The following is a 19,709-nucleotide window of genomic DNA, read 5'->3' as shown; positions in this document are numbered from 1 at the left end:
CTGGAATAATAGGAATGATTACATACCATTGTTATTCATAACATCATTGCTCTATGATGCGCCAGCATTTCCTTTCTTTCTGGTTCAACAAGGAGTTTTATTGATGGTCTCTGCTTCTCCGTCACGCTTCCAAATGGTTCTTTTGACGCTGTTAGTTCTATTTAGTCCTCTAGCGATCGATATCTATTTGCCCGCTTTACCTATGATTGCTAAGACGTTTCACGTGGAACATGAACTTGCCAAACTAACGATTACTGGCTTTTTGTTTGCGATGGGGTTAGGGCAGCTATTTGCTGGGCCATTAGCGGATAAATATGGACGCCGTACGGTTGCGCTGGTGGGCATTGCGATTTACACCGCAAGTGCGTTTCTTTGTTGGCAAGCAGAGACAATGGAATGGATGCTCGTCGGACGATTACTACAAGGCTTAGGTGCATGTGCTACGTCGGTAGCGGCTTTCGCTTGTGTACGTGACCTGTTTGGTCCAGAGAAAAGTGGCAAAATGATCAGCTACCTTAATGGCGCAATCTGTTTTATTCCTGCTTTGGCTCCTATTTTGGGCAGTTGGCTGACACAACATTTTTCTTGGCGCGCAAATTTCTCGTTTATGGTGATATTTGCGCTGATTTGCGGCACTTTACTCTGGTTTAGTATGAAAGAAACGAACCCAAGCCAAGAGAAAATGCCAACGTTTCAGTTAAGTCGTTATTGGGATGTCGTAAAAAATCCGTCATTTTTATTTCATGCGGGCTTGTGTATGTTGTCGATGGGAGTTATTTTGGCGTACGTCACTTCTGCTCCATTGGTTCTAATGCAGCGTCTCGGACTGTCGATGGATCAATTTACCTTTTGGTTTGGCATTAATGCGGTTATTAATATTGTCGCATGTTTAAGTGCCCCCAAAGTGATGGATAAATTGGGTACTCATCGATCAATTATTGCAGGTATTCTTTTACTCGGTATTGCCGGAACTGTCATGGTTGTTTTGTCCACAGAACAAGCTGCATGGCGTTTTATGCTGCCTATTTTTATTTCCTCTGTTGGATTCGCTTGGATTCTTGGTTCAGCTGCAGGGAAGGCGCTAGCACCATTTGGTGATAAAGCGGGTACCGCTGCTGCATTATTGGGCTTATTTCAAATGAGCGGTTCTGGGCTGGTAGTTGCATTAGTGCAGAAGTTAGAAATGACACCTTATTGGCTAATTGCAATACAAATGTGGCTTGTCGTTCCTGCGTTATTAGTACTATTCTCTGATGTAGGTCGAAAATGGCATCAATGGGTGCTTGAGCCTTAAAGCAAGGTTAGGTAAATTACCTCTCCTGATTATTTCTTGAATTGGTTGAAAGCGTTAATCCTAACGCTTTTAACACTCCTCTTAATTAATACTTTGGAATCATAATCAATGTCTCTTACAACCTATGAAATGGCTCGAATTTGGGAACAACTAGACGAGTCTCCAGAAAAGGTTATGTTTGGCAAACTACTTAGTGAATTGGGCAACCAAAGTAGTGAACGTATTCGCAGTGCGGCAAAACAAGTACCTATTAGCGTGTTACGTGATCTGGTTTATCAATTTCAACAAGTGATTGATTCACGTAAAAATGAACAAGTTGATATTTTGGCAAAAGAACTTGCACAACAAGGCATATCAGCTGAAGAGTTATTAAAATATCTAAATAGATAATATTATTAATTAAATGTGAATTATTGGCCCCGAATATTTATTGGGGCTTTTTTACGGATTCACATTCCGATTAATTGGATTCTGCAATGAAATTAATGTTTCTGTTGATTGCACTTCATCGATTGCTTGCAACTTATCAATAAGTACATGTTGCAGTTCTTCAATTGAACGACACATTAATTTTACGAAGATATTATAGGCACCGGTGGTGTAGTAGGCTTCTACCACTTCATCTAAGGCGTTGAGTTTTGCCAACGCAGAATGGTAATCACGAGCCGCATTGAGGTTGATACCAATAAAACAGCAAACGTCATAGCCGAGTTTTTTGGTGTTCACTACGACTTCTGTACCTTGAATAATATCGGAAGATTTCATTTTCTCGATACGTACGTGGATCGTGGCAGGGCTGACGTTAAATTGTTTGGCCATTTCAGCGTAAGGTGTTCGAGCGTCATCCATTAAGATTTTCAGAATAGCTCTGTCCAAATCATCAAGTTTTATCGTAGCTACAGGGCTCGTCATATCCATTTCTCATCTCGAACAACAACCGGTTTCAGTATCTTAACATCTCCTAGAAAAGAGTAATATCAATTAGCGTTTTTATTCTCATTTTCTTGATGTTGCGTGTCAGTATAGGCTGGGTTTTGAACTTTCTTTGCGAAGTGTAGGTATTCCTAACAAAATCCGCTAAAATTGCGCCGTTATTAGCCCCGAGTTTGGAGTCCATTTTTTGCAGATACAATTGATTGCTGAAGCACCTGAGCGTCAAGGTGAATTAGACCTTTTGGCGACACGCTGGAAGCTTGAACATTCTAGCGAGAGTCTTTTTGCTTTAGTGCTGACTGATGAGCGACTTGAGTTACGCAAATTGGATGAGCCTAAGCTTGGCGCTATCTATGTCGATTGGGTCACTGGGGCCGTTGCGCACCGTCGTAAGTTTGGTGGTGGTAAAGGACAGGCGATTGCTAAAGCTGCTGGCTTAAATAAAGGGGCAATGCCCACCGTATTGGATGGTACAGCTGGTCTTGGTCGAGATGCTTTCGTACTGGCTTCGTTGGGCTGTAAAGTGCAGCTGGTGGAACGTCATCCGGTTGTTGCCGCTTTGCTGGATGATGGCTTACAAAGAGCTAAGCAAGACCCTGAGATCGGTGCTTGGGTGCAAGAGCGGGTAAATTTAATCCATGCATCAAGTCACGATGCATTACACCAACTAGCTCAAGACCCGAATTTTGCTCGTCCAGATGTGGTCTATCTTGATCCTATGTATCCACATCCAGAAGGCAAAAAGAAATCTGCCTTAGTGAAAAAAGAGATGCGAGTCTTTCAATCACTGGTTGGTGCCGATAATGATGCGGATGGTCTGTTAGAGCCCGCTCTAGCTCTCGCGACAAAACGTGTGGTTGTAAAGCGTCCAGATTACGCAGAATGGTTGAATCAACACAAACCGACCATGGCGATTGAGACGAAGAAGAATCGTTTCGATGTGTATGTGTTGTCTTCTATGAAAGAAGACTAGTATTGATGTGAATTACTAAGCGACAAGGAAAATCGAGTCACTATGACAACCCGTTTTTGTAAAATGAATCGCCGCGATATTGCAAGTTCACTTGGTGAAATCTATCGCTTAGTGGAAGCACCAAACTATGTCTGTCGCTCCTGTGCCCGGTCTTCGAAAGAGAAAGGTAATTTATGTAAGCCACAGAAGATTGAACGTAGTAAAGAGAAATCCCATAGTGCACCAATATTGGGGTTGGATTTTATTACGGATGAGATGCCACTGAAGGTGGGTTTAAAAAAGGCGAAAAAAGCGCTTAAACAACAGAAGAAGCTGCAAAAGAAATTGGCCAAAGTGTACAAAAAGCAGCAAAAGCTAGTACGTAAACAAACTCAGCTAACTCATAAATTCAGTCAGTTAACGGCGAAAAGCAGTGTGGGTGTTGTTCAGCAAGAACCATTGCCGATGCATTAATTTGATTTTAAAAAAGCCGCTATCAAGCGGCTTTTTACTTCTATATCTATCAGTTTGAACGTGCGTAACTTTTTTGCGCAAGGCGTTTTATCCAAGTTTCATTTAGCCACAATGAAAGCAGAATGACGATGCCACCAATGATGAGGCGAGGGTAATCTACGTCTCGATTCCAAATTAGAATATTAACGATAAGTCCCGCAGGAACTAACGCATTATTCATGATCGCCAGTGCGCCAGCATTGACCAAGCAAGCTCCCTTATTCCACACAAAGTAACCGAGTCCTGAGGCGATAACGCCGAGATAAATTAAGATACCCCATTGCGTCGTGGTTGTTGGCAGTTTGTTGAGGTTACCCATGAGAGCAAACGCAATGGCTGCAACCACTAACGCACCGAGATAGAAGTACCCAAATACCGTCCTCTGCGGAATGTGGGTTGCTTCTTTTTCCATAACGAATTTGTAGCCGACTTGGCCAATGGCGAAGCAAAGGTTAGCTCCTTGCACCACGAGAAATCCTAAAACGAAGTTTTGGTTAATGCCGGAGAACTTAATAATGGTCGCACCTGCCACCGCGATAATGGCGGTCACCAAATACCAAGGCGAGAATCTCCCTTTGAGTAAGTCATAAATCAAGGTGACATAGATGGGAGTAAATACGGTAAACAGTAAGACTTCGGGAACCGTCAGTAGCAGGAAGGATTGGTAATAAAAACAATACATTAATCCGAGTTGGATACCGCCAATCGCCATTAATTTTATGATCAGCTTGCCTGATATGTTTTTGAATTTGAGAAATGGCAGAAAGACGAGACTGGCGAGAGCAATACGCATCAGTACCGCAAACCAAGAATCAACCTGACCAGAGAGATACACACCGATCAGGCTGAAAGAGAATGCCCATAGCAGGGTTACAGCAGATAGATAAAACATGGTTACTCAGTAGAAAAGAGAAAGTAACCAAGTTTATCGAAATTTCCTTTGAACGTCAGTCAACAAATGGCACAACCAAAAGGTCGACAGGTGTGCAATTCATGAGCTGTTTGGTTGAGGAAAGAATCTTGCTCCAAAAGTCTTGGTGATGACCACAGACAACAAGGTCAATATTAAACTCTGCAATCGTATCGCAGATTTCATTACTCAAATCACCACTGCCTACCAGCGTATGATTAATGGGATAGCCAGCATATTTTGCCAACTCTTGGAGTTGGTTTAGTGAGGCTTCCATAGAGTTATGCTGTGTCTCTGCCAGATTGATATCGATGAGACCGGTGTAAAGCTCTGCATAATTCACATCAATATGTATGAAAGACAATCGAGCGTTTAATGGTCTTGCGAACGCCACCGCTTTGTCGACTAATACTTTGCTATCTTCAGAAAGATCGACGGCAACTAAGATGTGTTGATAACTCATAATGCTATCTCCTTTTAGGTGACTAGTTGTAGATTAACACTGCGAGCTCGGGATTTTTGCAGTAATGATCTCATATCCGTAGCACGCCGTAATACCTGACGCACTTATCGCAATGATCGTGTTATAGTGATTGTTATAAATAGAAACAGAGAGTTAGGAGCTATCTATGTTGGCACAAGCAATGATTGATCAATTGAATGATCAAATTAACCTAGAATTTTTTTCATCCAATCTATACTTACAAATGAGTGCTTGGTGTGAAGACAAGGGATTTGAAGGCGCGGCGCAATTTTTGCGTCAACATGCAGCAGAAGAAATGCAGCATATGCACCGTTTATTTACTTACGTAAGTGAAACAGGCGCATTGCCAATCCTTGGTGCGATCGCTGCGCCTAAACATACGTACGCGAGCCTTGGTGAAGTGTTCCGCGAAACGTATGAACATGAGCAAATGATTACACAAAATATTAATAAGTTGGCTCATGTGGCGTTCACATCTCAAGACTACTCAACATTCAGTTTTCTTCAATGGTATGTCGCTGAGCAACATGAGGAAGAGAAACTGTTTAAAGGGATATTAGACAAGCTGGAGCTTGTTGGTGAAGACGGAAAAGCCCTCTTCTTTATCGACAAAGATTTAGCGGAATTGGCAAAAGTGGGTAGTTCATCTTCTGCATCAGATACCTCTGCTGAGTAGTAAGAAGTAAAAGACAATAGTTAGCGATCGTCTTTTCCTTTCGGTGTCTGATACAAAGATGTGGGGAGGAAAAGATGATTAATGGTGATACCATTCTTTTTGCGTTACTGATAGTAACCTTAATTAATTTGGCCAGATATTTCAGCGCATTGCGTTCTTTGCTGTATATCATGAGAGACGCTCATCCACTGTTGTACCAGCAAGTGGACGGTAGGGGATTTTTTTCTACCCAGGGTAACTGGGCGAAGCAAGTGCGTCTCTACCACTATATTAAGAGCAAAGAATACCATCATCACCATGATGAGCTGTTTATGATGAAGTGCGATCGAGTGCGAGAGCTCTTTATTCTCTGTATCACGTTGTTGGTCGTCACAACCGCTGCGGCGATTATTCTGTAAACAGCTAATTGGCAAGCGTTGGCTTTGCCGCTAAAATACCGCCTCACGTAATCGAAGGATGTGCCCAGCACATCCTTTTTTATTTCAATCAAGAGTTTTAAAGCATGAGTAAACAGGTCGATGTAGTCATCGTAGGTGCCGGTGCGGCGGGATTAATGTGCGCAGCTCAAGCGGGCAAGCGTGGTCGCCGAGTATTGGTCATCGACAACGCCAAAAAACCCGGTCGTAAGATCCTTATTTCTGGTGGTGGTCGCTGTAACTTCACCAACTACGATGTCTCGGCTGAAAACTACTTGTGCCGCAATCCACACTTTGTGAAATCCGCCTTATCGCAATATACCAACTGGGATTTCATCTCAATGGTAAGCAAATATGGTATTGAGTTTGAAGAGCGCGATCACGGGCAGCTGTTTTGTTTAGATTCCGCTAAAGATATCGTCAATATGCTATTAGCAGAGTGTGAGCAAGCGACGATTGAGCAGCAGTATCAAGTTGAGATTGAACAGATCAAGAAAACTGAGACCGGCTTTCACCTAGCAACCAATAAAGGCGAGATTACGTGTGAGTCTTTAGTGATCGCAACGGGCGGTTTATCCATGCCTAAATTAGGTGCCACACCTTTTGGTTACAAGGTGGCCGAAAGCTTTGGACTACCTGTAGTCACAACCACTGCAGGCTTAGTCCCCTTTACTTTGCACAAAGAAGATAAAGAAGATTTCGCTGAACTATCGGGCATTGCTATTCCGACCATTATCGAATCTAAATCGGGTAAAACCTTCAAAGAAGCGCTGCTGTTTACCCATCGTGGTCTATCTGGTCCTGCCGTGTTGCAGATCTCTTCTTACTGGACTCCTGGTGAGGCGATCACCATCAATCTAGTACCAGAGACAGATTTAATGGGGCTGTTAACAGAAACCTTGCAACAGCATCCAAATCAGAGCCTAAAAAACACTCTGGCGCGAGTATTGCCTAAACGCTTAGTGGAAGTGCTGATTGAGCGTAAAGTCATTTTTGATAAGCCACTGAAGCAGTATCAAGGTAAGCAACTTGAACAAGTGGTGGAGCAATTGCAAGCGTGGACAATCTTACCTAACGGAACAGAAGGTTATCGCACTGCCGAGGTAACATTAGGCGGTGTGGATACTCAGGTTATTTCCTCTAAAACGATGGAATGCAGTCAAGTTAAAGGGCTCTTTTTCGTTGGCGAAGTAATGGATGTGACGGGTTGGCTTGGTGGATACAACTTCCAGTGGGCGTGGTCGAGTGGCTATGTGGCTGGCCAATGGGTTTAATCCCATTGCGACTGGTTGAATTAGGCAATCTATTATAAGATTCAGTGATGCTGCTTAACATCTTGTAATTCATGATGTTATAGATTTTCGAAAAGGAAAATCATCATCAACTTGGAAGATAACTATTTATGACAAAAAAACGCCGGCCTACGTTGCAGGATGTTGCTGATCTGGTAGGGGTAACCAAGATGACGGTGAGTCGTTATCTCAAAGATCCGTTACTGGTTTCAGATAAAACCCGCGAGAAAATTGCCTCGGCACTCGAAACCTGTGGGTACATTCCCAATCGAGCACCAGAGATTTTGGCACAAGCCAAAAGTCGGGCGATCGGCGTATTGGTTCCTTCTTTAACTAACCAAGTTTTTGCTGAAGTGATTCGTGGCATCGAGAAAGTCACAGGGAAATATGGTTATCAAACCATGTTCGCTCACTATGGTTATCGCCCAGAGGTTGAAGAAGCGAGGGTTGCTTCGTTACTCTCTTACAACATTGATGGACTCTTGCTCTCAGAGAGTTATCACACGCCTCGTACTGTGAGGATGATTGAGACAGCGGGTATCCCTGTCATTGAAATGATGGACATTGCTTCACCATCAATCCAGCAATGTGTTGGGTTTGATAACACTCAAGCGGCATACGAAATGGTGCAAACCATGATAGCTCGTGGTCATCGACGCATTGTTTATCTTGGCGCTCGAATGGACGTTCGCACCAAATTGAAAATGCAAGGCTACGCGGCAGCGATGGAGCAAGCTGGCTTATCCACTGCGGTCGTTACCACTGATGAGGCTTCTTCGTTTTCTCTTGGTGCGAAATTATTAAGAGATAGCATGCAGCGTTACCCTGATTTGGATAGCTTCTTTTGTACTAACGATGACTTAGCGGCTGGTGTCATTTTTGAATGTCAGCGCCAAGGTATTCGGGTTCCGCAAGATATTGGCGTAGCAGGTTTTCATGGCCATGATATCGGCCAATCCATGACCCCTAAGCTAGCCAGTGTGATTACCCCGCGTGAGCAAATTGGTCGCATTTCAGCTACTGAGCTTTTAGAGCGTCTCCAAGGCAAAGTAGTGGAAAAATCTATCATCAATTTGGGTTATGAAATCGATGTAGGCGAGAGCTTGCAATAAAAAACCGCACCCGAAAAATTCAGAGTGCGGTTCGTTGTGGAGCCGACTATCGATTAAAGGAAGATGGACACTAACATCGCAACGACACCACCAGTGGTACCAATGATGGTTTCCATGACGGTCCAAGTTTGCAACGTCTGCTTCTCACTTAAACCCAGATAACGGTTTGCTAACCAGAATCCTGAATCATTCACGTGCGAGAACACAATCGCACCACCACCGATAGCGATAGTGATCGCTGCCATTTGAGCCCCATCCAAGTTTAACGGTGCCAACATAGGGGTGATTAAGCCACAGGCAGTTAGCATCGCAACCGTCGCTGAACCTTGAATAACACGCACAGCAGCAGCCAAAATGAACGCTAGAATCACGATGGGTAATCCTGAACCAGCCAAGGTATTACCAAGAGCTGCCCCAACACCTGAATCGATCAGAACTTGTTTAAATACGCCGCCCGCACCTGTCACCAAGATAATCACGCCCGCTGGCTGTAGTGCACTACCACAGATTTCCATAATGCGTTCGCGTGGAATATTGCGTTTGATACCCAATGCATAGAAAGCTAATAGACATGCAAGCAGAATCGCAGTGAATGGGTGACCAATCAGTGCTAGCCAGTTGTGTAGTGACGATTGTGGGTCAATAAAACGCGATACGATGGTTTTTAGACCGATCAGTAACAGTGGGAAAATCACGATGCTGATTGAAAGTAAAAATGACGGGATCACTGAACCTTCACGTTGCATATTGTCATGCTGTTCATGCGCTGGTAGCTCAACATGAACTTTTTTCGCGATCATGCTACCAAAGATAGGGCCACCCAGAATCATCGCAGGAATGGACGCCAGCAGACCAATCACAATCATGTAGCCAAAGTCAGCATTCAATTGTGAAGCGACTAGAATTGGCCCTGGTGCTGGGATTAAGAACGCTTGGCAGGTAGCGATACCTGCTAATAGCGCAATCCCGATTTTAACCACGCTACCGCCGCCTTTACGCACTACGGCGAAGGCGATGCCAATTAACAGTACAACAGCAACGTCAAAGAAGAGGGGCAGAGCACAAATAAAGCCGGTTAGGGTCATTGCCCAGTGTGCTTTATTGGTGCCGAATTTGTTGAGCAGGGTATGTGCGATTTGGTCAAGTGCACCAGTCTCTTCCATGACGCGTCCAAACATGGCGCCAAGAGCAACGACGACGGCAACGAAACCAAGAGTACCGCCCATCCCTTTTTGAATGGTGTTGGCGATATCAGCAGGGTTCATTCCAGAAAAAAGACCTGCGATCATCGACACGAGGATCAATGACACTACCGCATGAAGTCTCACCTTCATGACTAAGAACAGAAGCAGCGCAATTGAGCCTATTGCCGTCAGGATCAATGAAAGATCAGACATAAAAGTACCTTTTGTTGGAGTGTTAGTTTGTTCACATTTTTGTAGGTTACCCGTAACATGTTACGGGTAACGTGGTAGGATGAAAACCAACAAAGCTTGGAAATGAGATTGAGGTCAACAAAGTGATGATAGAGAAAAAAGGTAACAGCTATCTGTTTATGGGCGTTTCTAGTTGTGGCAAGTCATCCATTGGCGCCGCCGTTGCTCGTGAACTGAACGCAAAGTTCATTGATGGCGATGACTTACATCCCAAAGCCAACATTCTCAAAATGAAATCGGGCCATCCACTCAATGATGATGATCGTGCTCCGTGGTTGGAACGCATTAACGATGCGGTATTTAGTATCGAAATGAAAAAAGAGTCCGGCGTGATTGTGTGCTCTGCACTGAAAAAGAAATACCGCGACCAAATCCGTCAGGGTAATAGCCGCTTAACCTTTATTCATCTTCACGGCGAATTTGACCTAGTGAAACAACGCATGTTGGATCGTGCTGACCATTTCATGCCAATTGAATTACTGAAAAGCCAGTTTGATACCTTAGAGATGCCAATGGCAGAAGAAAGCGACGTTATTCGCGTTAGCATTGATGGTACTTTTGATGAAGTAGTGCAACGCTGCGTTGCTGCAATTCAAAACGCCGAATAAAGCAGGCTGCTTCTCTATCACGACGCCTGACACAGGTGCGGTTAACGTCATCTATACTTGGTAGCATATTGAAATTAGACGAGGCTTTACATGAAGCTTTGGGTTTATAAGTGTATTGCCGTACTGAGTTTATTACTGGCGTTTGCTGGTGTGTTGCTGCCTGGATTGCCGGCAACTGAGTTTGTGATTCTCAGTGCTTGGGCGGCAGCGAAAGGTTCACCAACCATTTATCGATTCATTATGTCGCGACCTTATTTTCGCGACATGATTGAAAATTGGCAAAATGGGCGAGTGATCTCGCGTAAGAACAAAATTATTTCCGCGATTTCTATGTCGATTTGTTTTTTGATCTTATGGGTTCATCATGTCGCATTGTGGGTCATGATCGTGGCCACCGCAGGTATGTTGATTGCAACGGTGATTATTTGGCGTCGGCCTGAAATTCGTCCTTCCGCTTCACCATCCTCAGTCTCTTCATCAGAGGCGGAATAAAGCAAACCCCAGTTTAGTACTGGGGTTTGTCATTTTAGAACAACGGAAGTTTATGTGGTGACCGTTTCTATTTTATGTACGACCTTGCGCCTTTCCGTGATGATCATCAGTAAGCGCTGCATACCGATAAAGCTGAACAGCAAAATGCCAACGATGATCTTGGTCCACCAAGAACTTAATGTGCCATCAAAGGTAATGTAGGTTTGAATCAAACCTTGAATCAGTACGCCAAATAGCGAGCCAAACACCGTCCCCACACCACCAGATAGCAATGTACCGCCAATGACCACTGCAGCAATTGCATCTAGCTCTACCCCTACGGTTGCCAGCGGATAACCGGCCGAGGTGTAGATGGAAAAAACAATCCCAGCTAAGGTGGCGAGCAGAGTCGATAGGGTATAAATCCCTATAGTTGTCATCCGCACAGGAACACCCATTAATGAGGCGGAAGTGGCGTTGCCACCAATCGCATACACGTTATTCCCAAAGCGAGTTTTCTGAGCTAAAACAATCCCTAAAACCACAACCACTAGCATGATAACGGCCAATAAACTCAAGCGTCCCCCTCCCCAAATGTGCCAAACGGTACGCGAAAGTTCTCGATAGGCTGGGTGATTGATTGGGATAGATTGTTCTGAAATCAGAAAACTGGTGCCGCGTAAGAAAAACATCCCAGCCAAGGTGACGATGAAAGCCGGAATTTTCAACGTGTCGATAATCCATCCCATAAAGGCACCAAAGAGAGCGCCCAGCACCAATGCAAACAGCATGGCTGCATAAGGATGAATGCCATGGCTAATCAACGTCGCCATCAACACGCCGGTAAAGGCAATCACTGACCCGACGGACAAGTCGATACCACCAGACAAAATCACGAAGGTCATGCCGACAGCCAGAATACCCAAGAAAGCATTGTCGGTCAGGATGTTGCAGATCACTCGAGTGCTAGTAAATGCGGGAAATTGCAAGGCACAGAAAAAATAGCCAAGCAAGAAAACGCAGATGGTTATGAATAATGGGAAATGACGTTTAATCATGATGTTTCATCCTCCCTTTAATGGCACGAATCACGGCAGGGGATTGCAAAACCAAGACAATCAGCACCACAACCGCTTTAACGATTTGGTTCCATTGCGGTTGATAGCCAGACAAGAGAATACCGGTGTTGATACTTTGAATGATGTACGCCCCGATCAGGGCAAGGAAGAGGTTAAAACGCCCGCCCATCAACGAGGTGCCGCCAATCACAACGGCAAGGATGGCATCCATTTCCAAATACAGCCCCGCGTTGTTTGCATCCGCACCTTGAATATCTGCCGCCACAACAATCCCTGCAATCGCCGACATCACGCCACTGACCACATACACCGACATCACGATTGCTGGGGTATTTAAGCCCGCGTTTTTAGCTGCCTTGATATTAATCCCAACCGATTCGATAAAGAGCCCGAGAGCCGTCTTCTTGGTGAGTGCCCAGATAGCGAATGCAGCAATCAGCATTAACCATACTGGTGTAGGGAAGTAGAATAAGGTACCACTGCCAAACCAAGCTAATGTGCTGTTGGTAAAGGTGATGATTTGCCCTTGAGTGATAAGTTGGGCAATTCCTCGTCCAGCGACCATCAAAATTAGTGTGGCGACGATAGGCTGAATCTTAAAAATTGCGACCAGGAAGCCATTCCATAAACCGCATAGCGCACCAGCAATGATGCCACACAGGAGAATGGCTGATGGGTCATAACCTTGGTGTGCCATACTGGCCATAACCGCACCGCTGATCGCCATGACGGCCCCAACAGATAAGTCGATACCACCGGTGGCGATGACTAGCGTCATACCAATGGTGAGCAAAGCGACTGGAGCCCCACGATTTAAAATATCGATCAAGCTGCCAAATAGCCTGCCATCTTGGATATGGATGGAGAAAAAGTTATCTGCAATCAGGCTATTTACCACCAGTAATAACAGTAATGCGGCAATTTGTGGTGTTCCTTTTGGTAGATGGAACACCGATTTATGACCTGATTTAGATAGGGTTGAGGGTGTCAAAATACTCATAATCCACCTCACATTGCAATGGCTTGCATAATGGCAGGCACTGATAACTGGTCTGTCGGAATTTCAGCCACCTGTTTACGGTCACGTAATACGATCACTCGATCGGCATAACCCACCAGTTCTTCAAGTTCCGAAGAGATAACCAGTAACGCCAAACCATCAGCACATAAGCTTTCAATCAGGCGAATAATTTCCGCATGGGCACCCACATCGATACCACGAGTAGGTTCATCAAGAATAAGGAACTTCGGTTTGGTTAGTAGCCAACGAGCAAGCAATACTTTCTGTTGATTACCCCCAGAGAGAAATTCGACTGGTTGCTCGATGTTTGGGGTTTTAATCGCGAGTTGTTGAATAAAGCGATCTGATACCTTCTCTTGCTCTTTACGAGATAAGGGGCGAAACCATCCGCGTTGTGCTTGTAGCGCTAAGATGATGTTTTCCCTTACTGATGCTGCTCCAATAATGCCGTCGGTTTTGCGATCTTCAGGGCAGTAACCCAGCCCTAAATGAGAAGCTTGCCGAGCAGAGTGAATGGAAACCACTTTGTTTTGTAAGCGGCATGTTCCGCTATCATGAGGTTCGATACCGAAAATAACTTGAGCCGTTTCTGTGCGCCCAGAACCGAGTAAGCCCGCTAGCCCAACGATTTCGCCAGCGTGGACATCCAGTGTAAAAGGCTCAATGGTTCCCTTTTTGCCAAAGTTGGAGAGTTGAATCACCGGTTTGTCATGCCAAGTGGTTTTTCCGGCGCGTTTCAGTGCGCCTTCTTCCAGTTCGCGCCCTAGCATCATTTTGACTAATTCAATTTGCGGCAACTCGGCAGTTTCCCTTGTGCCTACTAACTGTCCATTACGTAAGACGGTGATTCGATCGCTCACTTGATACACTTGTTCAAGAAAGTGCGTAATGAAAATTAAGCTGACTCCCTGCGTCTTCAATTGACGCATGATGTCGAACAGCATGTTGACTTCATTACCATCAAGGCTTGCGGTCGGTTCATCAAGAATCAGAATTTTGGCTGACATAGAGATCGCGCGTGCAATTGCGACGACCTGCTGAATCGCAACCGAAAATTGATTGAGCGGTAGGCTGACATCAATGTTCAGTCCGTAACTTTGCACGATTTGTTTGGCTTTGATTGCCATAGTTTTGCGATCGACAAAACCAAAGCGTTTCGGTTCGTGACCGATGAAGAGGTTATCCATCACCGACATGTTCGGTAGTAAGTTAACTTCTTGATATACAGTACCGATACCAAGGCGTTGGGCCTCTGCGGTATTTTGTGGCGAGATTGAATGACCATCGAGAAGAATTTCTCCCGAGTCTTTTTCATAAACCCCAGTGAGAGTTTTCACTAACGTGGATTTACCTGCGCCATTTTCCCCGAGTAAGGCCATGATTTCACCTTTACGCAGAGAAAAATCGACATTCTGCAGGGCTTTGACGCCAGGGAAATATTTACAGATTCGTTTGGCATCAAGCACCAAATCTTGATTGGACATGACGAACACTCCATCTGCGCCTCATGCTGGCAGAAGCAGCATGAGGCGGTGACGACTAAAAGCGAATAACGAAATAAATTAATAACCTAAGTTTTGTTTAATTTTTAACTCGTTAGCGGCATCTTGAGGTAAGAACAGAGTAGACTTAGTCACGATTTTTTTCGGTGGAACAACTCCTTTATCTTTAAATGCCATTAACGCATCAAGTGCTGGGCCTGCCATATTCGGTGTCAATTCAACGGTCGCATTGGTTTCACCTTTTAGCATGGCTCTAAATATATCGGGAACCGCATCGATAGAGACAATTAAAATATCTTTACCTGGTTGTAATCCGGCTTCTTTAATTGCTTGAATTGCACCAATTGCCATATCGTCATTATGGGAGAAAACCGCACAAATACTTTTGCCGTTATTTTCTGCTTTAATAAAACTTTCCATAACTTCTTTACCTTTACTGCGGGTAAATTCGCCAGATTGAGTACGAGTAATTTGGATGTTTTTCGCTTGTTTGATCGTCTTGTCAAAGCCTTGCTTACGTTCGATAGCCACACTAGAACCGACCGTACCTTGCAGTTCTACCACGTTACAGTTTTGACGATCTTTAACTGCATTGATTAACCAGTTACCTGCAACTTCGCCTTCCAACACATCATCTGCAGCGACGGAGGTCATGTAGAGCGAGTCATCATCGACAGAGACTGTGCGGTCAAGCAAGAAGACCGGAATGCCGTAATCTTTCGCTTCTTCTAACACGGGTTCCCAACCAGTCTGTACCACTGGAGCAATGAAAATGGCATCAACGCCTTGAGCAATGAAAGAGCGCACGGCTTTGATTTGGTTTTCTTGTTTTTGTTGAGCATCGGAAATTTTCAGGTCGATTCCTCGTTTGGCAGCTTCGGTTTTTGCCACTGAGGTTTCAGCAGCGCGCCAACCAGATTCAGAACCGATTTGAGAAAATCCGACAGTGAGGGTATTGGCCATCAGCGAACCAGACATCAATAAAGAGCTGATCGCAACAGCGAGTGAGAGTTTCTTTAACATATTGATGTACCTATCTTATTTGACTATTTGTTTCACGGATAAAAAGGTGTACATGTATTATTTTTATTACGAAGATAAGAGTATGTTTGATAGGAAATAGTGGCTTGGATATTAATCACAGAATATTTTTTGTAGCAATTTTATCCATTTTAATAGCAACAAAAATAACATTGTGTTCACAAAAAATAAGTTTAAAAAATAGAGATGCACGATGGTTATTTTATTTTGCTTAGTAAATAAAAAGCCCCTATTTAATAACAGGGGCTTGAATTAATTAAATAATATTTAGCGATTTTTTTGTTTATAACGGTCAAATATTACTGCTGCCAATAAGATGGCGCCGCGAACGACATATTGCGCAAATGGAGACATGTTTAGTAGGTTCATGGCATTTTCTACTGTACCTAGAATCAGTACCCCGGCAATCACATACGAGACTTTACCAATACCGCCTTTTAGTGAAACCCCGCCAAGGACACAAGCAGAGATAACCACCAGTTCAAAGCCCACCGATGTCATGGGTTGGCCACTGGTCATACGCGCTGCCAAGATGACACCAGCCAGAGCTGATATAAATCCGGAAATAGTAAAAATCAGTAGCTTGGTTTTGACCACATTGACCCCAGCTAAACGTGCTGCTTCTTCGTTACCGCCAATGGCCAAAGTATTGCGTCCATAAACAGTGCGATTAAGCAGAAACGCGAAAATGGCAAAGGTGACGATGGTGAGCCAAATTGGTGTAGGAATTCCAATGAATGAAGAGTTACCCAGCGTGAAGAAGCCTTCTTCAGTGATACCAACTGCTTTACCGTCAGAGATGATGTAACCCAAACCACGAGCAATCTGCATGGTCGCCAGTGTCGTGATCAGCGCGTTGATTTGCAGTTTGGCAATCACAAAGCCATTAAGTAAACCGAAGGCAACACCAGACAACAAACCCGCACCGACACCGAGTACAACACTGCTGGTGGCGTTAATCGCTACTGCGGTCACGACGCCAGAGCAAGCGATCACCGATGCTACGGAAAGGTCCAAATCCCCACAAGCGAGGCAGAACAACATGGCACAAGCAACCATGCCACTCATTGAAATAGCCAGTCCTAAACCTTTCATATTCACAAAGGTGGCAAAGTAGGGAACAAACAGACAACAAAGAATAAATAGGCCAGCAAACACAATGAGCATGCCGAATTTATCCCAAATATGGGCCAGATTGAGATGGCGTTCTTTTGGCTCCGGCTGAGCCATTTTGGTTGAACTTGATAGAGACATAATCTAATTCCTTTCGTTAAGCCGCAGTGGCTTCTTCGCCGAGCATGGCTAGTCGAAGAGCAGTTTGTTCTTTGAATTCATTGCGTTGTAGTTCACCTGTTACCGCACCATCTTTCATGACCAAAATGCGATCGGAAATGCCAAGGACTTCAGGTAAATCACTCGATACCACCAACACGGTGACGCCGTTTTCAGCTAGCTTGAAAATCAGTTCATAAATCTCTGATTTCGCGCCAACATCGATACCGCGGGTGGGTTCATCAAGCAAAATCACGCTCATTGCGGTAGATAACCAACGACCCAAAATCACTTTCTGTTGATTGCCACCAGAAAGTTCGCCAAGACGTTGCTCTAAAGAGGCGGCTTTGATGTTGAGCGCCTTTTTTTGCGCCGCTGCATTTTTGCCTTCCCAAGAAAAATCGATCAGGCTTTTCAATTTCAAATGCCACGGACGAGCACTGATATTGGTGTTTTCAGCGACAGAAAGAATCGGAACAATACCGTCTGCTTTACGGTCTTCTGGGCATAAAGTAATGCCCGCGCGAATGGCATCAACCGGACGGTTGATTTGGAGAGGAGTATCATGCAGATAGAGCTGACCAGAGGTGGCTTTTTCAGCGCCAAAAATCAGTCTTGTCAGCTCTGTACGACCTGCACCTACCAGACCAAATAGGCCGAGAATCTCACTTTGGCGAATATCAAATGAGATCGGAGCGCTAATTCCTGGGCCGGTAAATTTTTCGAGGCGTAAACCACTTTCGCCGAGTGGGCGAGAACGATAATGGTAGATATCATTGATTTCACGTCCCACCATCAACTCCACTAAGCGTTCATGAGTTAAGAGTGAGAGGTCATCAAAGGTTTGCACCAAAGTGCCATCTTTAAAAATGGTGATGGCATCGCACAGTTCAAAAATCTCTTCCATGCGGTGCGACACGTACAAAATGATCTTGCCGGAATCACGCAGTTCGCGAATCACTTTGAAGAGGTTTTGGATCTCGCGCTGGGAAAGGCTACTGGTGGGTTCGTCAAAGGCGATGATTTGTGCGTTACGACTCAGTGCTTTGGCGATTTCAACCATTTGCCACTGACCAATCGAAAACTCTTTGAGCGGCAAAGAGGGGTCAAAGTGCTCCCCTAAGCGTTCCAATTGAATTCGGGCGTTGCGATTGAGGGTTTCAACATCAACGCGACCTTGTTTGGTAGGCAGTTGACCAAGAAAGATGTTTTCTGCCACGCTCAGTTCTGGAACCAGATTAAGCTCCTGATAAATAATGGCAATGCCTTGGGAAAGTGCATCTTGGGCATTCACAAATTGATGCGGCTGACCATCAATGATCAGTTCACCTTCCGTCGGTTGATGTAAACCACTTAAGGTTTTTAATAGGGTCGATTTACCTGCGCCGTTTTCACCCATCAAGGCATGAATACTGCCTTTGTTGGCTCTAAAACTGATGTCAGTCAGCGCTTTGACACCAGCAAAATGTTTAGAAATATGGCTAAATTCGAGGTATGAGGGGGCTGTGTTCATCACCGTCTCTCCTTGTGCTCACTTTGCTTAATCGGAGGGGACACAAGCTTTTGGTCACCTGTGTCCCTTTTGCTTACAGACCTTTTTTCGCCAATTCCGCTTTGTAGTTATCGCGAGTGATCAGTACCACGTCAGTCACTTCAACGAATTTCTTCGGTTGAACGCCGTCTTTGACCCACTCATAGAGAGATTCGATACTTTTATATCCGTGTACGTCTGGGCTAGGAAGCAGTGAGCCGTAGAAGCCAGTTGCTTTTGATTTTGCCAATTCATTCACGGCATCTACGCCATTAATACCGATACCAATGACGTTTTTAGCAGTGAAGCCTTGGCCTTCAGTTGCGCGTACACCACCTAAAACAGTGTTGTCATTCATGCCAACGACTAACCATTGTTTAACGGTTGGGTATTGAACTAGAAGGGAGTTTGCCGCATCCAATGCTCCAGGAATGTCGTTGGTTTTGGTAGGAACTCGATGCACTTGAGCCACTGGGAAGCCAGACTCTTCAATAGCTTTAATTGCGCCATCAACACGACGACGAGCTGTGTCCAATTCATCGGCTGTAATCGCCATCACACCTGTAGTGGCTTGATCCCAACCACGGTGTTGCATTTCTTTAATCAGTTCTTGTCCTTGGCGATAACCAATCTGACTTGCTGCCATCATGACTAGCGGCACATTGGTCATCGGTTGACCTTGGGCATTAAGGAATTGGTCATCGACCGTAATCACTTTGAGATCATAGCTTTTTGCTTTCGCCATAATCGCAGGTCCCAATTTTGGGTCTGGGGTGCAGATAACAAAGCCTTTCGCTCCGCTTGCTGCAAGAGTGTCGATAGCATTTAGGGTTTTTTCGCCATCGGGAACCGCCATCTTGATGACTTCAAATCCTTTGTCTTTACCGGCTTTTTCGGCAAATGACCATTCCGTTTGGAACCAAGGTTCTTCAGGTTGTTTGACCAAGTAGCCGAGTTTGAGGGTGTCATCGTCAGAACCAAATAGGGAAAAGGCACTGGCAGAGGCGCTGAGCAGAGTCAATCCTGACAATGCTGCAACTGTGAGTAGGGTTTTTAGTTTCATTGTTATTTCATCCGCTGATGTTTGTAGGGTTTTCGCTGGTTATTATTTGCACTGTTGTGGCACGGCGGAAGTGATAAAAATCACAGCAAAGAAAAGTAGCGGA

The 19,709-nt window shown here is 44.7% G+C and carries 21 protein-coding genes; 10 read left to right on the top strand and 11 right to left on the bottom strand.

Annotated features, from left to right (window positions below):
* The first annotated feature begins 22 nt into the window (after window positions 1–22).
* Complete coding sequence (locus tag OCV11_RS16330) at window positions 23–1,294, top strand: multidrug effflux MFS transporter (RefSeq protein WP_444546120.1); 1,272 nt, start codon at window positions 23–25, stop codon at window positions 1,292–1,294.
* A gap of 108 nt (window positions 1,295–1,402) precedes the next feature.
* Window positions 1,403–1,684 carry an H-NS-like global regulator TsrA gene (tsrA, locus tag OCV11_RS16325; RefSeq protein WP_261894109.1) on the top strand — a complete coding sequence of 94 codons (282 nt, stop codon included), beginning with the start codon at window positions 1,403–1,405 and terminating at the stop codon, window positions 1,682–1,684.
* A 51-nt stretch (window positions 1,685–1,735) separates the two neighbouring features.
* On the opposite strand, the gene asnC is transcribed toward tsrA, so the two are convergent.
* Window positions 1,736–2,206 (bottom strand): transcriptional regulator AsnC, encoded by a 471-nt coding sequence (gene asnC, locus OCV11_RS16320; RefSeq protein WP_261894108.1) that lies wholly within the window; start codon window positions 2,204–2,206, stop codon window positions 1,736–1,738.
* 208 nt (window positions 2,207–2,414) lie between these two features.
* On the opposite strand from asnC, the gene OCV11_RS16315 reads away from it, so the two are divergent.
* Entirely contained in the window at window positions 2,415–3,200 is a 786-nt protein-coding gene (locus OCV11_RS16315) for a class I SAM-dependent methyltransferase (RefSeq protein WP_261894107.1), read from the top strand.
* 42 nt (window positions 3,201–3,242) lie between these two features.
* Complete coding sequence (locus tag OCV11_RS16310; protein WP_261894105.1) at window positions 3,243–3,653, top strand: hypothetical protein; 411 nt, start codon at window positions 3,243–3,245, stop codon at window positions 3,651–3,653.
* A 49-nt stretch (window positions 3,654–3,702) separates the two neighbouring features.
* Here the strand turns inward: OCV11_RS16310 and OCV11_RS16305 are convergent, their stop codons facing one another.
* Both OCV11_RS16305 and OCV11_RS16300 read right to left on the bottom strand, forming a co-directional pair.
* Window positions 3,703–4,584, bottom strand: coding sequence for a carboxylate/amino acid/amine transporter (locus tag OCV11_RS16305; RefSeq protein WP_261894104.1), 882 nt, complete (start codon window positions 4,582–4,584; stop codon window positions 3,703–3,705).
* Between the two features lie 55 nt (window positions 4,585–4,639).
* Window positions 4,640–5,065: a universal stress protein gene (locus OCV11_RS16300; protein ID WP_261894102.1), complete on the bottom strand. Its 426-nt coding sequence runs from the start codon at window positions 5,063–5,065 to the stop codon at window positions 4,640–4,642.
* 166 nt (window positions 5,066–5,231) lie between these two features.
* Between OCV11_RS16300 and ftnA the strand changes: the two genes are divergently transcribed.
* The 4 genes from ftnA to gntR all read left to right on the top strand — a co-directional run bounded on the left by ftnA (window position 5,232) and on the right by gntR (window position 8,582).
* On the top strand, window positions 5,232–5,762 hold the full coding sequence (gene ftnA / locus OCV11_RS16295; protein WP_261894101.1) for a non-heme ferritin: 531 nt from the start codon (window positions 5,232–5,234) through the stop codon (window positions 5,760–5,762).
* 74 nt (window positions 5,763–5,836) lie between these two features.
* Window positions 5,837–6,160: a universal stress protein UspB gene (gene uspB, locus OCV11_RS16290; protein ID WP_261894100.1), complete on the top strand. Its 324-nt coding sequence runs from the start codon at window positions 5,837–5,839 to the stop codon at window positions 6,158–6,160.
* Window positions 6,161–6,264: 104 nt separating this feature from the next.
* Entirely contained in the window at window positions 6,265–7,452 is a 1,188-nt protein-coding gene (locus OCV11_RS16285) for a BaiN/RdsA family NAD(P)/FAD-dependent oxidoreductase (protein ID WP_261894099.1), read from the top strand.
* 128 nt (window positions 7,453–7,580) lie between these two features.
* The gene (gntR, locus tag OCV11_RS16280) at window positions 7,581–8,582 is read left to right on the top strand and encodes a gluconate operon transcriptional repressor GntR (protein ID WP_261894097.1); all 1,002 of its coding nucleotides are present in this window, start codon (window positions 7,581–7,583) and stop codon (window positions 8,580–8,582) included.
* A 53-nt stretch (window positions 8,583–8,635) separates the two neighbouring features.
* Here the strand turns inward: gntR and gntU are convergent, their stop codons facing one another.
* Window positions 8,636–9,979 carry a gluconate transporter gene (gene gntU, locus OCV11_RS16275; RefSeq protein ID WP_261894096.1) on the bottom strand — a complete coding sequence of 448 codons (1,344 nt, stop codon included), beginning with the start codon at window positions 9,977–9,979 and terminating at the stop codon, window positions 8,636–8,638.
* Between the two features lie 125 nt (window positions 9,980–10,104).
* On the opposite strand from gntU, the gene OCV11_RS16270 reads away from it, so the two are divergent.
* A complete protein-coding gene (locus OCV11_RS16270; RefSeq protein WP_261896327.1) occupies window positions 10,105–10,626 on the top strand; it encodes a gluconokinase in 522 nt (173 codons plus the stop codon).
* A 90-nt stretch (window positions 10,627–10,716) separates the two neighbouring features.
* The gene (locus tag OCV11_RS16265) at window positions 10,717–11,118 is read left to right on the top strand and encodes a YbaN family protein (protein ID WP_261894095.1); all 402 of its coding nucleotides are present in this window, start codon (window positions 10,717–10,719) and stop codon (window positions 11,116–11,118) included.
* Between the two features lie 50 nt (window positions 11,119–11,168).
* Here the strand turns inward: OCV11_RS16265 and yjfF are convergent, their stop codons facing one another.
* The 7 genes from yjfF to OCV11_RS16230 form a co-directional block, all read right to left on the bottom strand.
* Entirely contained in the window at window positions 11,169–12,155 is a 987-nt protein-coding gene (gene yjfF, locus OCV11_RS16260) for a galactofuranose ABC transporter, permease protein YjfF (protein WP_261894094.1), read from the bottom strand.
* Complete coding sequence (gene ytfT, locus OCV11_RS16255; protein ID WP_261894092.1) at window positions 12,148–13,176, bottom strand: galactofuranose ABC transporter, ATP-binding protein YtfT; 1,029 nt, start codon at window positions 13,174–13,176, stop codon at window positions 12,148–12,150. Before ytfT ends, yjfF begins: the two co-directional genes overlap by 8 nt.
* An 8-nt stretch (window positions 13,177–13,184) precedes the next feature.
* On the bottom strand, window positions 13,185–14,681 hold the full coding sequence (ytfR, locus tag OCV11_RS16250) for a galactofuranose ABC transporter, ATP-binding protein YtfR (protein ID WP_261894091.1): 1,497 nt from the start codon (window positions 14,679–14,681) through the stop codon (window positions 13,185–13,187).
* A 78-nt stretch (window positions 14,682–14,759) separates the two neighbouring features.
* Window positions 14,760–15,722 (bottom strand): galactofuranose ABC transporter, galactofuranose-binding protein YtfQ, encoded by a 963-nt coding sequence (ytfQ, locus tag OCV11_RS16245; RefSeq protein ID WP_261894090.1) that lies wholly within the window; start codon window positions 15,720–15,722, stop codon window positions 14,760–14,762.
* Between the two features lie 285 nt (window positions 15,723–16,007).
* Complete coding sequence (gene araH / locus OCV11_RS16240; protein ID WP_315972739.1) at window positions 16,008–16,994, bottom strand: L-arabinose ABC transporter permease AraH; 987 nt, start codon at window positions 16,992–16,994, stop codon at window positions 16,008–16,010.
* A gap of 16 nt (window positions 16,995–17,010) precedes the next feature.
* The gene (gene araG / locus OCV11_RS16235; RefSeq protein ID WP_261894088.1) at window positions 17,011–18,525 is read right to left on the bottom strand and encodes an L-arabinose ABC transporter ATP-binding protein AraG; all 1,515 of its coding nucleotides are present in this window, start codon (window positions 18,523–18,525) and stop codon (window positions 17,011–17,013) included.
* A gap of 73 nt (window positions 18,526–18,598) precedes the next feature.
* A complete protein-coding gene (locus OCV11_RS16230; protein ID WP_261894086.1) occupies window positions 18,599–19,606 on the bottom strand; it encodes an arabinose ABC transporter substrate-binding protein in 1,008 nt (335 codons plus the stop codon).
* Window positions 19,607–19,709: the final 103 nt, after the last annotated feature.

Source organism: Vibrio porteresiae DSM 19223 (genome assembly GCF_024347055.1).
Classification (GTDB): Bacteria; Pseudomonadota; Gammaproteobacteria; order Enterobacterales; family Vibrionaceae; genus Vibrio; species Vibrio porteresiae.
Note: the sequence above shows the minus strand (reverse complement) of the source record. Positions and strands in the feature narration are given on the sequence as shown.